Raw genomic sequence first — 14,717 nt, 5'->3', positions numbered from 1 at the left:
TTTGTATAACTTGTTTATACATTTAAAATTTAAATAGTGATGGCTTAGCGAGCCATCCAACCGCCATCAACTAACATGACATGGCCATTGACATAATTTGCTGCATTACTTGATAAAAAGACTGTCGCACCTGCTAGATCTTCCGGTTTACCCCAGATACCACTTGGAATACGAGCCGTAATACTCTCATGACGCTCTTTGTCTTGACGCAAGTTATAAGTGTTATCTGTTTCGAAGTAGCCGGGCGCGATCGCATTTACCTGAATATTGCTCGATGCCCATTCGTTTGCTAAAGCTTTTGTTAACTGGGCTACACCACCTTTACTCGCTGCATAAGCTGGCACAGTAATTCCACCTGAGAAGCTCAGTAATGATGCGATATTGATGATTTTACCAGAGCCTTGTTTTAGCATGTGTTTACCCGCTTCACGACAAAATTTAAACACACCATTTAAATTTGTATTGATCACTTCATTCCAATCATCATCTGAAAACTCATGCGCTGGTGCACGTTTAATCGTACCCGCATTATTTACTAAAATATCTATACGCCCGAACTCACTTATTGTATCTGCAACGGCTTGCTTGATTTGCTCGCCATCACCTTGATCACAACCAAGCGCCAAACAGCTCACACCTTTCTCTTTTAATAAAGAGATAGTACTTTCAACATTTTCAGCCTTTGAGCCAATGGCTACAACTGTTGCGCCAGCTTCACCCAAGGCAATTGCCATTGCTTGACCTAAACCACGGCTAGCTCCGGTAACAACTGCAACTTTATTTTCTAAACCAAACTGTTGCTGTAAATATGTGTTCATTACTAAATTCCTATTAAACGGTTTAAATAAATAGCCTTCTTAGATTAAATCTAAAAGTTGAGGTAAAAATTCACTAATCGAAGGAAATATTGTGACTAAAACAAGTGCCACTACCATCGATACGTATAATGGCAATATGGGTTTTACAATCTGACTGATTGATACCTTACCAATACTGCAGCCAACAAATAGAACACTACCTACTGGCGGTGTACACAGTCCTATTGATAAATTTAAGATCATCATTATGCCGAAGTGCAAAGGAGAAATACCTAAGCTTTCAGCCACAGGTAAAAATATTGGCGTAAATATCAATACCGCAGGCGTCATGTCCATAAAGGTGCCTATCAATAACAACGTAATATTAATTATTAATAGAATAACTAATGGATTCTCTGATAATGCTAGAAGTGTTTGGCTAATTGTCTGCGGGATCAACTCATAAGACATTAACCAAGACATTGCAGATGACGCACCGATTAACAACATGACAATAGCGGTTGTATTAACCGCTTTAAGTAAAATTGGATAAAGGTCTTTGTAGCTTAGCTCTTTATAAAAAACTAAAGACACAACCAATGAATAAAGTACAGCAATTGCACCAGCTTCCGTTGGTGTGAAGAAGCCTCCAATGATTCCTCCGATGATCAAAACAATCAAAAATAGGCTTGGAATAGCACCAAACAATGAAGGCCAAAACGGTCCGATTGACTCTTTAGACAACGGCTGAATATTTTTACGTTTAACATATATTGCAGCGCCCGCGATGAGTAACAATGTTACTAAAAGGCCCGGTAAATATCCTGCAATGAACAACGCAGCAATCGAAACTCCACCACTAGCAAGTGAGTAAATGATCAAAATATTACTTGGCGGGATCAACATTCCTGTTGTGGCAGCGGTAACCGTCACAGCCGTGCTAAATGGTTTGTCATACCCCTCTTTTGTCATTGCTGGGATCATAAAGCCACCAATAGCTGAAGTCGCTGCCACTGCAGAGCCGGATATAGAACCAAAAAGCGCACATGAAATAACATTTACAAATGCTAAGCCACCTGGAAGTCGCCCTACTAACACTTTTGCAAATTCAATCAACCTAAGTGCAATACCACCTTGCCCCATGATATAGCCAGATAAAATGAAGTAAGGAATCGCGAGCAATGCGAAACTATCTATACCTGCTGTAAGCCTTTGGGCGATTGTAGTAAGCGCAGGTAGTGTATCAATTGTCGCTAACATGGTTACTAATGTGGCAAATATAATAGCCAATGCTATCGGTAAATTAATTAATAGTAAAAGAGCAAAAACACCAAACAAAATTAAACTGGTCATATGATTTCCTCCTGCTCTACTGAATCACTTGGGGCATTGAAAAAGAAATAAGTGCTATAGAGTAAAAAAAGTAATCCACTTAGAGGTAATACGGTATATACACCGGCCATCGGTAAGTTTAAAACCGCCGAATGCTGGCCCAAAGTCCATGTGATGTGTACTAGATTAAGCCCACCGATTATCAATACAGTGATCGCAAATATAGCCACTAATAAACAACACAGTTGAAAAACAACTTTAGCTTTCGCTGCCGACAGGTTCCGTACTATGAGATCAAAGCCTAAGTGGCTCTGTTCTCGGTAAGCATATGCCCCTCCGAGTAAACTTATCCAAATAAGTAAGAAGCGAGCTACTTCTTCAGTAAATGAGCTTGGCTGAGGTAGTACAAACCGTGTTAAAACTTGCCAAGTTACATCAATGACTAATAGCGCCATCATTAAAGCTAATAAAATCCGTAAAAAACGGTCAATTGTGTGTAAGACGTGCTCAAACTGTTTCACTGTGCCTCTCCCATAGTTTTTATATTTTTAATGAGAGGTTCTAGTATCGTACCTTCTAATGATTCATAAATAGGGCTTACGCTGTCTTGAAACGGTATTTTGTCTGCAGTAATGACTTCAACACCCGCTTCTTTAACTTTTTGTAAAGACATCTGTGTGGACTCTGCCCAAAGAACTTTCTGATACTCCGTGGCCTCCCTCATTGCTTCGCTTAACCATTGTTGCTCTTGTGGTTTAAGTTTGTTCCACACTTTTGTACCAATAACGATTACATCAGGGATAGATGTGTGTTCATCTAGTAAATAATACTTACTAACTTCATAATGCTTAGAAAAATAAAAGCTGGGGGGATTGTTCTCTGCACCACCGACTATTCCTTGTTGAAGTGCTGTATATAACTCACCCCAACTAACAGTCGTTGCCGCACCGCCCATAGTATTAACCATACTTACAGCTGTATTACTATTCATAACTCTTATTTTTAGCCCCTGAAGATCTTCAGGCTTCTCAACTCTTCGCTTTGTAGAGTAAAAACTACGACTACCGGCATCAAAGTATCCTAAGCCCTTAATCAAAAAGGGAGTACCCGCATCAAGTAAATCTTGGCCAAGTTCACTATCTAAAGTTTTCCAATAATGTTCATGGTCATTAAATAAATAGGGAAGGCTAAAAACTTTCATTTGTGGTACAAAAGCTTCAAGCGAGCTCGCAGAAACTTTCGTCATTCCCATGCTACCAATTTGAAGGAGCTCAAGAACCTCACGCTCAGTCCCTACTTGAGCTGACGGATAGATAATCAGACGCATTGTGCCCCCTGATAATTCTTGAAGAACATCATTCATATACACAAGCGACTTATGAACCGGGTGTTTAGTATCTAAATGATGAGCTAAGCGGATTGAAGTTTGAGTATCATCCTTGTTACTACATGCAGATAAAAGAAAAAGAATAAAAATAGTAGAAGTAATTTTAAAAAATTTCATAAGACACCACCTAATAAACATATATCGCGATTTATGATGGCTCCTTTATGCATGATGACCGTACTAGCACATTGCTGCCCAGCCTTAATACAAGCTTCGCCGTTTTGACCTTGTAATTTAGCAGCTATATATGCCCCATTGAATGAATCTCCTGCAGCGGTTGTATCTACTGGAGTTAGTACTGTTTCTAATGGATAAAATGTACATGTTTTATCTTTATAAAAATGACAACCGCGGTGGCTATTCTTAACAACAACTTCAGAAGTGCCTGAATCCACCCAACGAGTAATACAATCTTCTATTGAATGGGTTCCATATAAAGCTATTTCATCATCAAAGCTCAGTAATGCAATATCGGTTAACGACATCATCTTCGTGAAAACCTCTTTTGCATCATTAGTACTCAACCAATTATTTATTCGGTAATTATTATCAAATATTACTATCCCGCCTTCCTTTCGGTATTGCGATAGGCAATTAAATAGTGCAACTAAATCATCTTGAGGATAAAGAGAAAGAGTTATTCCGCTTAGGAATATCATTTCATAAGACTTGATTTCATCTAATATGACAGGGTAATCAGAAAGCATTGTGCGAGCAGGAGAGTTTTGCCTCCAATAGTTAAAGTAGCGCTCACCATTTTCATCATTATTAATAATATATAGGCCTGGCAATTTACTGTTTTTAATTCTTACATGGTTAATACCCACACCTTCACTACGCCAAGCGTCAAGCATATTTTGGCTATAGGGATCATCACCTAATACAGAAAAGTAATCGGCTTCCCCATTGCATCGACATAAATAAATAGCAGTGTTTAAAGTATCTCCGCCGAAGCCCAGTTTATATTGGTCATCACTTTGCTGACTCAATTCAATCATGCATTCACCTAGTACAGCTACTTTCACAATTACATCCTTAGATTAAATCTACATAAGCCACTATCGATAATTCACTGCTTTAGTATTCTTATTTTTCAAGAAGTATTTAGCTGAATGATTCTAACTGCAGGTTATGTGATTGTAAATGATTATATTGAGCGATAATGACCGAAGGTGATATTTTTGTCAAACTCGTGAATATTATATTAAGTATTTTATCAACAAAAACGCCGGTTCACCTGACTCTCAACACGAAAAAAGTTGTCACCCACATTAAAATGTCAAATAATGTCAAAATATGTCTTTTATGGTCAGGTGTGGTATAGTAACTTCACTAATTTTTTTAAGGTGAATTTCGAACTAATATGAACAGATCTTCTGCAAGTACTACGAGTAGTGAACAGCCCCTGCCGATGCTTGAAAAACATAGGCAGCAACTAATCATAGATATTTTAGAGCAGCGCCAATTTGCAAGTGTAAGAAGCCTCACTAAAATACTAAATGCTTCAGAAGCAACAATCCGACGTGATATCACTAAAATGTCTAAGCGTGGGCTTATAAATAAAATTAGAGGGGGTGCTGAATCTATATCGGGAGAAAAAAAGAAAAAAAATATCTCAAGTTCTTCGTTCAATATAGATAAAACTAAACAGGCAAATATTAAAAAGTTAATTGCACAGCGGGCTGTAGAGTTATGCAAAAGTGGCGAGTCGATTATTATTAACGGTGGTAGCTCTACCTACATGATGGGTGAATACCTTTGTAATTTACAATTAAATATACTGACCAATTCTTTTGTTTTAGCTAACTACATAACTGAGAATAGTGACAATCAAGTTTCGTTACCTGGTGGCGAAATTTATAGAGAACAAGGCATTATTCTCAGCTCATATGAAAGTGATACCACAGAAAACTATCGGGCTACTATGATGTTTATGGGCACGCCAGGGATAGGGGAATTTGGAGTTATGGAGTCAGACCCCTTGCTCATTAGATCAGAACAAAAATTAAAAAAGCAAACTGAGAAATTGGTTATTTTAGCTGACAGTACAAAGCTGGGCCAGCATAGTAATTTTATTTTTTGTCCACTATCTGAAGTCGACATTCTAATTACTGATTCGAATGCAGATAAAAAACTAATCAAAGACTTTGAAAGTCAGGGTATAGAGGTAATTATTGTACCCTGTGCCACACCGTAATCTCGAAACAAGAAGCCCTTCTGTCTCGGGCTTCTTCTATACTTATTACCAGTATACTCGCTCAAACCCTGTATTTCTTATGTAATCTCTATTCTTAGGGTTATCTACGACTACGACTTCTAAAGATTCATTCGCTAATGACGCATCATTAAACTGCGGGTCATCAATAAACACTTTGTCAGGAACCTTGAGCGGATAGTTATTTTGTTGTAAATACCTATAAAAAGTATGAATTTTCACATCCCCCATATTAAAACACTCTGCGGAAAATTTTTTCCAATCAGTATTGGTTCCTAATATAACAAGTCTATTATATTCAAACTGACTAATTACATTTCGCTCCACTAAGGCTGATGTAAAACCCCTTGCAGCTTCAATATAGTTAGCTGTGCTTAATACAACCAAATCGCAAATGTGAATGCTTTGCCTGAGTGCAATAATGGCTAGCTTTGGAACGAAATCCTTATCTATCAGGTCTAGGGTTAGCCTTTTAGCTGTATTGAAAATCTTCTCTTGTGCATTTTCGACATCCCGGAGTAAACCAAGTGCACCTACAAGTAGAGTATGGGAGTTTTCATACGTTTTACTCTTTGCCTCCCAGGCTAAAACCATTGCTTTGAAAGCAGTTGGTTCACATAGTTCTTGCATAACTAAGAACCATAAATCATTACCACTTTTAGTTAAAGTACCGTCAATATCAAATATGTGAGTACGCAACTCTATATACTCCAGTTTAAATACAATTTATAAAACAGCATTACTTTCGGCCTCTTCAGACTTTATAAACAAACCAAACCACAATCACTTACTATATATTAACGGTTTCCATTTAACCTGAATAACCCAACAAAAAATCTACAAGCTGTAAACATATAGTTAAGGCTTGGAGGTGAGTTGACGAGCAATTTTTGTATTAAACGTTAAATAGTAGACTTATTATAATATTCAACCTGCTCTTTAGAACCCATAGCTACTGGAACACGTTGATGAAGGGAAGTCGGCTCAATAGTTAAAATTGACTGACCTAAGCTTGTTGCTAAGCCCCCACTTTTTTCTACAAGTAAAGCAAGTGGGTTAGCTTCATATAGCAGCCTAATTTTGCCATTACTATTCCCGCTTCTAGTATCTTGTGGGTACAAGAATAATCCACCACGGCTAATTATGCGGTGAACATCACCTACCATAGCCGCATTCCATCTCATGGAAGAACCTGTAAATGCATCACTTTGATATAAGACCTCATCAAAATAACACTGAACCTTTTCTGGCCAGTAGCGATAGTTAGCAATATTCACTGCGAATTCTTTAGTTTCTCCCGGAATAGAGAAGTTGTTTTCTGTTAACAAGTAGCCTCCATGAGTAGAGTCTAGTGTGTAGCAACGTGTTGGACCTCCTGTCGTCATAACAAGTAAAGTTGAAGCACCATAGAGGACATATCCGGCACACACCTGCTCTTCACCTGTTTGAGTAAATTGTAGCTCGCTATCATCAGGTACATCATCTCTTGCTTTGTATATTGTAAAAATAGTGCCTATTTGCCCATTAATATCAACATTAGACGAGCCGTCTAAAGGGTCGAATGCAACGATATAAGGTGCCTTTGGTGTAGCTGAAACGACAAAGTCTTCTTCTTCTGAGGCTATGGCACGAACAGAGTCGTCATTTAGCAGCATATCTTTGAGTAGCTGGTTTGCGATAACGTCCAATTTTTTTTGGACTTCCCCCTGAATATTTTCATCTAAGGTTGAGCCAAGTACACCAGCAAGCGCACCTTGACTCACTCTGAAGGAGATTTCTTTAGAAGCTGCAAGAATTGTTCTAATTAACATGATTAGTTCAATGTTAACGTTGTCTTTTTTTAGAACTGGTATTAACCTTTCCAATTTTTCACCCTTTTTTTTACTAAACTTAAAGCAGCTATGAAAAATTTAGTTGTCAATTTTAAATACTTTTCATAGCAACATAGTAATGAATAGCTTTAGCGCACTCACCATAAATCGGTGCTCCTTTGGCATAGACAGCTTAAGTAGCCCTATATTTCATATCTTAAATATTGCCCAGTTACTGACAATAAAAATCAAAAGCATAAATAGCTTTATTACTTCCTATTTTATGTAACTAGCTGTTGATAATTAAAGATGACAATATACTACCCATCCTTTTATGTGTATATTCACAATAAAGTTATAAACTGTTTCCATTTAAGTCATAATAAAGAGGGTTTATGGTAGGGGCTTCAGAATTAGCTATTTTTGCTATAGTTGTTGAGGAAAACTCATTTAGTCAAGCCGCATTAAAAATGGGGCTATCAAAAACAGCTGTTAGCAAAAAAGTATCTGCTTTGGAAAGTAAACTAAATACTCAGTTACTCTACAGAACAACAAGGAAGCTGAGCTTAACAGATGCAGGTAAACTACTTTTTGAACATGCAAAAGGAATTAATCAGCAAGCGAATGATGCATTTAATGCAGTAAATGAGCTTTCTTTAGAAGTTTCGGGGCATATTGTGATGTCAGTACCGACTATATCCGGAGAGCTATTACTGGCCGATTTAGTTGCAAAGTTTTGTAAAAAGTACCCTAAAGTCACTATAGAATTACGCTTAGAAAACAAACTCGTCGACCTAGTTGATGAAGGCGTTGATTTAGCAATAAGAACTGCAGTTTTAACAGACTCATCATTAATAGCAGTGCCTTTGTTAGAGTCAAATTGGGTTGTTTGTGCATCTCCAAAGTATTTAGCGAATGCAGAGCCTATCGATAATATAAGTAATCTAGAAAATCAAAATTGCTTATGCTACGACCTTCAAGCAAATGGCAGCAATGAATGGCGTTTCCGTCAAAATGGAAATCAAAAATCAATCGTTGTAAATGGCAGTATGTCTTCTAATAATGCACTCACTTTAAAAAAAGCGGCACTGAACAACATTGGACTAATTTATGTGCCCAAATGCAGTGTTTACGAAGAATTACAAAGTGGTCACCTTGTGCAAGTGATGAAAAGCTATGAAACTCGCTCGTTAGGCGTTTTTGCCGTATATCCTTACACACGCCATAAACCAGAGAAGATTACATTACTGATCGAGGATATAAAACAAGCCTACCTTTCCCTAAAGCATATTTTCAGTTAAAACACTTATTTGTATTAAAAAAATCTAGCGGCCTCTTAGGTAAAAGAAGCCGCTGATGATCTATGTTTACTCTGTACTATTTAAAAAGTGAGTTCTTTCTTTAACCTCTATGGTTCTTTGATCTTCATACATTTTAATATATTCACCTGTACGCTTACGAAAATATTTAACTTTAGATTTATACTCAGGAAGTGTAGCTAAATTAAATTTTTCTTGGGGATCTTCAATTAAATTATAAAGTTGTAAATAGTTATTTTTGTAAAAATCGACAAACTTCCAATTGTCTGTTCGCACACCAACCATAGGAGGTATCGATACCCTCTTGGGCTGATACATATGCTCAAAGAAAAATTCATCCCTCCATGAAGGCATTTTTCCGTCTTCAACCAGACCAACTAAACTATTACCTTGATACGTTTGTGGTATTGCTACACCTGCATAATCTAAAATAGTAGGGGCAATATCAATATTAAGAACTGTTTCATCAACACTAACTCCTTTATGTTCACTATTACGCGGATCACGAATAATCAAAGGCACTCGAAGGTCTTCTTCCCAACCAAACCACTTACCTGCTAATTGACGTTCATTTAAGCTGTATCCGTTATCCCCTGTATAGATTATAATTGTATTTTGCAACATCCCAAGCTTTTCAAGCTGAGTGATAATTTGGCCAACCCCCTCATCAACCGCGCTGATTGCACGATAATGGCGTTTAATCATTTTTTGGTACATTGCGTCATTTGCATACCTGTATTCCCAACGCACCCGCCCAATAGACTTCCTTAAAAACTCTGGCAACGCTGCGAATGTCTCATCATCAGATAACTTTGCAGGAGGGATCGTAATATCACTATATAAATTTTCGAATTTTGCTGGGTAGTGATATTGATTCTCTTTGTCACTATCAAGTGCGTGAGGGTTCCAAAAGTTAACATTGAGCACCCAAGGCTCAGAAGAATCATGCATATTGGCAATAAAATCTTTAGCTCTTTGCGTAATATAATGAGTTTGAGGGATTTCGCTACCTTTATAAGTGTTTGTTTTTGAATGTAGCAACGGCTCAAAATAGTCAAACCTATCTGAATCATCACCAGAAAGCTTAATTTCATATTTACCAACAAATCCTGACGTATAACCACTATCTTTTAACTTTTTTGGGTAAATATTGTCAGATTCAATAACACCGGTTGCAGGTCGGCTAAAAGTGAAGTCGTGAGTTCGCTCTGTTAGCCCAGTCAATATACTAACACGGCTTGACGCACAAATAGGTGTAGTGACAAATGAATTAGAAAAGCTCACCCCTTGACTTGCTAACACATCTAAGTTAGGTGTTTTTATAATAGGGTGATTTTTGCCTAGCAAATCCCAGCGATGATCATCAGCAAGAATAAAAAGAATATTAGGACGTTCATTAGTCGTTTTTTTAACATCCTCTCTTTCAGTCCCATGAGAGTTAAACCCTATGGTAATTAAAGTTATTAAAAACAGTGTGTTCAAATATATTTTCATTTTATCCATCCAATAAATTACATCACTACATAGAACAAAAAATCAAAACCAATCATAATAATGACTTATTTAGCTTGAAAATGACAGTTTTAATGTTACTGTAAAAAAATAATTTATTAACATACACACATATAAAATGAAAAAATCAAGACAGCACTGTTTATTTGGGGTACTTGTTAAGCCATTAATTCTCACATTAGTTATTTTCTTCAACGCAGCGTGCAGCAGTGAAAGAGAAACAGCTAATTCACAGCAAAACTTTGGTTCAATAGCCCCCCCCATTGAATTAAAAGTAGGTGAAGGTTTTAAGTCGCCTATCGGTTACTATGAAAGTAAACCCCGATTTTCATGGAACATAGCAAAAAACACTCATTCTAATTTCCAATCAGCTTATCAAATCCAGGTAAGCACAACTATAAACTTCCTGTCTGAGAAGCCAGATTTATGGGATAGTAAAAAGGTAAACTCACCTGAGACTAGTTGGGTTCAGTACCAAGGGCAGCCCCTATCTTCAAGACAAAACGTATATTGGCGTGTTAAAGTTTGGGATGAAAAGGGCAGGCAATCCCAATGGAGTGCCCCCCAAAGTATAGAGCTTGGGCTATTAACAAATAAAGACTGGCAGGCAAAATGGATAGGGCACCCCGATACAAAACAATCTAGTCAGCCGTCAAAAAGTACTATCGCGACCCCTCAGTATTTTAGAAAATCATTTAATATCAACAAAGACATAGAAAAAGCTCGCCTATATATCACTTCTAAGGGCGTTTTTAAGCCTTACATTAACGGAAAAGAAGTGTCTAAAGTCGATGTAATGACCCCAGGCTGGACCCCGTATAGTAAAAGGATTGAAACACTCACATACGATCTAACCGACAAACTTACAAAAGGTGAGAACACTCTTGCATCAATATTAGCAGGCGGCTGGTTCTCGGCGCGGATTGCCGACTTAAAAGATACCGATCATGTCCACTCCCCGCTTCTACTTGCTCAGCTTGAAATAGACTTTACAGATGGTTCTTCTCAAGTCGTAGCGACAGATCACTCTTGGAAAGTAACACAAAATGGTCCTATTCGCTTTGCCAGCAATTATGACGGGGAGCATTATTCACAAGCACTAGAACAACCTAATTGGAATAAGAATAACTTTAACAGTGCTACATGGCAAAGCGCTTATACACAAAAAATTGATCCTGCAATTAAGCTCAGCCCTAAAAGGCACGCGCCAATAAGAGTCATTAATGAACTTTCACCTATTAAAATAATAAATATTTCAAAAGAGAGTGTGGTGTTTGATTTTGGCCAGAATATGGTTGGGGTGCCAGAAATAATAGTTCCGGCGGTTGCAAACCAAAAAATCAAAATAGAATTTGCTGAGGCACTACATATTGGCGAGTTTTATACTGATAACTATCGTAGTGCAATATCAACCAATTATTTCATACCATCAAAATCAGAAAGTATTAAATATAAACCTACTTTTACATTTCATGGTTACCGATACATCAAACTATCAGGATTTGATTCATCAAAAACCCCCTCTAAAGATTGGGTTAAAGCATTGGTTCAACATTCTGATATCAAGCTGTACGATAACTTTCACTCTTCTCATACTAAGCTAAATCAACTGTTTAGTAATATTAACTGGGGCCTTAAGAGTAACTTTTATGATGTTCCCCTAGACTGCCCTCAGCGAGATGAACGACTTGGATGGACTGGCGATGCCAATGCATTTGTTACACCTTCAATGTATATGGCTGACTCATATGGCTTTTGGTCAGCTTGGTTAGAGAGCATGCGTGAAGAACAAACAGATAATGGAAAAATTCCTTTATATATTCCTTATGTTGACTGGATTAAGTGGACCTCTTCTGGTTGGGGGGATGCAGCCACAATTATCCCTTGGGAATTGTACATAATGACGGGAGATGAGTCGGTTTTATCTGATAACTACGCCATGATGAAGAACTGGCTAAATTATCACGAGAGTCAAAGCAATAATCACATTTCAAATATGCAAACATTTGGTGATTGGTTGCAACCTTACCCGGTGGCTAAAGGAAAAAAAGCAAACCGAGGTGATACAGATTTTAGTTTAATTGGTACGGCGTTCTATGCTCGTTCTGTAGAGTTAACACTTAACACAGCTAAAGTACTTAACCAGCATGCCGATATAGAGCAACTAACTAAATTACATCAACAAATTAAAACAGCTTTTAGAAGTACTTTTTTTGATAAAAACTTAATACCCAAAAAAGGCAAGCCCACACAAACAGCTTACTTACTCGCATTAGAATTCAATTTACTTGAGCCAGCTGAGACTAAAAAAGCACAGCACCTTCTCATTGAACTTATTGAAGAAGCAGACAACCATCTTCGCACTGGTTTCTTGGGCACACCATTACTAGCATCGGCGCTGCAAGAAGCAGGTCGCAGCGATTTAGTCTACCAGTTGCTATTTAAAGAAAGCTACCCTTCGTGGTTTTACTCTATCAACAATGGCGCAACAACAACATGGGAACGCTGGAACTCTTATTCACTGGAAGATGGCTTCAACCCACAAGGAATGAACTCATTAAACCACTATGCATACGGCACTATTTCAAGATGGTTTTATGAAGGTATATTAGGCATAACGCCTATACAAGCTGGGTTCAAGGAATTTAAAGTATCACCACAGTTTTCTTATCATTTAAATAAAGTCGGTGGAACAGTACAAACAACCAATGGTGTTATTGAGCTTGATTGGTCACTAAAGGGGGATACAGCATCCATTTATCTCACAGTACCAAAGAACTCCGCAGCAATATTAGACTTGGATCATTTAACTAACGTAACGATTTTACAACACGGTAAACCAGTTACAGGTCAGAAAAAATTAACCCCTGGTGAGTACCTAATTCATGGCAAAATTTAATTATATAGCTGCATTATCAATGCTGGTGCTGACGGCCTGTAGCTCAAGCAAAGTAAAGACAGATTTAAGCGCTACAAAAACTAAAGAGCCCGTTAATGTGTTGGTTTTTTTAGTCGACGATTTACGAAGTGATCTGGGTGTTTACGGCCATAAACATGTTAAAAGTCCCAGCATAGATAAGCTAGCAGCTGAAGGGGTAAAATTTACCAGCGCTTATGCGCAGCAAGCAATTTGCGGGCCTTCTCGAGTGAGTATTATGACAGGGTTACGCCCTGAAACGACTGGACTTTATACAATTCGCAGGAATGGCCGCTTGCGCCCAAATCAACCTGATGTTGTTTCTATGCCACAGCTTTTTAAAGAAAACGGCTATAAGACTGTCAGCATCGGCAAGGTTTATCATAGTATAACGGACGACCAAGAAAACTGGTCAACGCATATTAAAAAGCTTGATAACTTTTACGCCAATGCTGAAAACGCAAAAACCCGTTTCGCTTATGAAGCGGGTGATGTGGATGACAACTTTTATAAAGATGGCAAAGTTGCAACAGATGCAATCAATACTTTAAAGCAACTTAAAGATGATAATTTTCTAATGTTTGTAGGCTTTAGTAAGCCACACCTTCCTTTTAATGCCCCAAAAAAATATTGGGATCTCTATAAACGAGAGCAATTCACCGTTCCTAGTAGGGATAAACCAGACGACATGTATAGGCTAGCTCTCACAAAATGGGGGGAGCTTCGTATGTATGGTGGTATTCCAAAAAAAGGGGATGTTGATGATGAGCTGACTAAAACGCTTATTCATGCTTACTACGCGTCGGTAAGCTACATGGATGCGCAAGTTGGCCGTGTCATGAGAGCAGTTGATGAAATGGGATTACGTGACAATACAATGATCGTGTTTATGAGCGATCACGGATATAAATTAGGTGAGTACGGTGCGTGGAATAAACACACCAATATGGAATTAGATACAAAGGTTCCTCTTATTATCAGCCGTGAGTTAAAACATGAAAACCGACAAGCAGGTGTAACATCAAACGCACTTGTCGAAAACGTTGATATTTTCCCTTCTGTAGCTCAAGCAGCCAGACTCCCCACACCTAACATAGATGGTAAAAGCTTATTAGCCTTAGCAGATAACCCTGATATGCCATTCAAGAAAGCGGCTTATAGCCTATTTAATCGTGGAAAAATTATGGGAGTAACAGTGACGGATGGCCTCTGGCGCTATACAGAATGGCGAGATGCTAAAACGCAAATAATTAAAAGTACTGAGCTCTACAATCATACTACCAACGATGTCGCAACCGCCAATGTAGCTGGTGAAAAACAATACGCAGAAATTAAAGAACGACTCAAAGCGCTTCTGCATGAAAAATTTCCACAAGACGCTCCATCGTTTTATGAAAAACGTCACATAAAGAACAATTAAGAAATAA

Annotated in this window: 12 protein-coding genes; 4 read left to right on the top strand and 8 right to left on the bottom strand. The window is 37.9% G+C overall.

All coding sequences use genetic code 11. From position 1 onward, the window contains the following. Positions 1-44: 44 nt before the first annotated feature. The 5 genes from PSH54_RS15185 to PSH54_RS15165 are packed head-to-tail and all read right to left on the bottom strand — an operon-like array spanning position 45 to position 4,541. Positions 45-818: a glucose 1-dehydrogenase gene (locus PSH54_RS15185; protein ID WP_273606503.1), complete on the bottom strand. Its 774-nt coding sequence runs from the start codon at positions 816-818 to the stop codon at positions 45-47. A gap of 39 nt (positions 819-857) precedes the next feature. After that, positions 858-2,150 carry a TRAP transporter large permease gene (locus tag PSH54_RS15180; protein ID WP_273606502.1) on the bottom strand — a complete coding sequence of 431 codons (1,293 nt, stop codon included), beginning with the start codon at positions 2,148-2,150 and terminating at the stop codon, positions 858-860. Further along, a complete protein-coding gene (locus tag PSH54_RS15175; protein ID WP_273606501.1) occupies positions 2,147-2,650 on the bottom strand; it encodes a TRAP transporter small permease in 504 nt (167 codons plus the stop codon). Before PSH54_RS15175 ends, PSH54_RS15180 begins: the two co-directional genes overlap by 4 nt. Beyond that, positions 2,647-3,633, bottom strand: a complete 987-nt coding sequence (locus PSH54_RS15170) for a TRAP transporter substrate-binding protein (protein WP_273606500.1) — start codon at positions 3,631-3,633, stop codon at positions 2,647-2,649. The genes PSH54_RS15175 and PSH54_RS15170 overlap by 4 nt, the downstream gene beginning before the upstream one ends. Then, positions 3,630-4,541 carry a sugar kinase gene (locus PSH54_RS15165; protein ID WP_273606499.1) on the bottom strand — a complete coding sequence of 304 codons (912 nt, stop codon included), beginning with the start codon at positions 4,539-4,541 and terminating at the stop codon, positions 3,630-3,632. Before PSH54_RS15165 ends, PSH54_RS15170 begins: the two co-directional genes overlap by 4 nt. A 338-nt stretch (positions 4,542-4,879) precedes the next feature. Here PSH54_RS15165 and PSH54_RS15160 point away from each other — a divergent pair, with 338 nt between their 5' ends. Beyond that, positions 4,880-5,713 carry a DeoR/GlpR family DNA-binding transcription regulator gene (locus tag PSH54_RS15160; RefSeq protein WP_443197777.1) on the top strand — a complete coding sequence of 278 codons (834 nt, stop codon included), beginning with the start codon at positions 4,880-4,882 and terminating at the stop codon, positions 5,711-5,713. A gap of 45 nt (positions 5,714-5,758) precedes the next feature. Here PSH54_RS15160 and PSH54_RS15155 read toward each other — a convergent pair whose 3' ends face one another. Continuing rightward, positions 5,759-6,430 (bottom strand): hypothetical protein, encoded by a 672-nt coding sequence (locus tag PSH54_RS15155; RefSeq protein WP_273606498.1) that lies wholly within the window; start codon positions 6,428-6,430, stop codon positions 5,759-5,761. Between the two features lie 203 nt (positions 6,431-6,633). After that, complete coding sequence (locus tag PSH54_RS15150; protein WP_273606497.1) at positions 6,634-7,596, bottom strand: class 1 fructose-bisphosphatase; 963 nt, start codon at positions 7,594-7,596, stop codon at positions 6,634-6,636. 341 nt (positions 7,597-7,937) lie between these two features. On the opposite strand from PSH54_RS15150, the gene PSH54_RS15145 reads away from it, so the two are divergent. Then, positions 7,938-8,843, top strand: a complete 906-nt coding sequence (locus PSH54_RS15145) for a LysR family transcriptional regulator (protein ID WP_273606496.1) — start codon at positions 7,938-7,940, stop codon at positions 8,841-8,843. A 66-nt stretch (positions 8,844-8,909) separates the two neighbouring features. On the opposite strand, the gene PSH54_RS15140 is transcribed toward PSH54_RS15145, so the two are convergent. Then, a complete protein-coding gene (locus PSH54_RS15140) occupies positions 8,910-10,364 on the bottom strand; it encodes a sulfatase-like hydrolase/transferase (protein WP_273606495.1) in 1,455 nt (484 codons plus the stop codon). A 127-nt stretch (positions 10,365-10,491) separates the two neighbouring features. On the opposite strand from PSH54_RS15140, the gene PSH54_RS15135 reads away from it, so the two are divergent. After that, positions 10,492-13,272 (top strand): alpha-L-rhamnosidase, encoded by a 2,781-nt coding sequence (locus tag PSH54_RS15135; protein WP_273606494.1) that lies wholly within the window; start codon positions 10,492-10,494, stop codon positions 13,270-13,272. Then, positions 13,259-14,710 (top strand): sulfatase, encoded by a 1,452-nt coding sequence (locus PSH54_RS15130; protein WP_273606493.1) that lies wholly within the window; start codon positions 13,259-13,261, stop codon positions 14,708-14,710. Before PSH54_RS15135 ends, PSH54_RS15130 begins: the two co-directional genes overlap by 14 nt. The last annotated feature ends 7 nt before the right edge of the window (positions 14,711-14,717 follow it).

The organism is Pseudoalteromonas sp. Angola-30 (assembly GCF_028599215.1).
Lineage (GTDB): Bacteria > Pseudomonadota > Gammaproteobacteria > Enterobacterales > Alteromonadaceae > Pseudoalteromonas > Pseudoalteromonas atlantica.
Note: the sequence above shows the minus strand (reverse complement) of the source record. Positions and strands in the feature narration are given on the sequence as shown.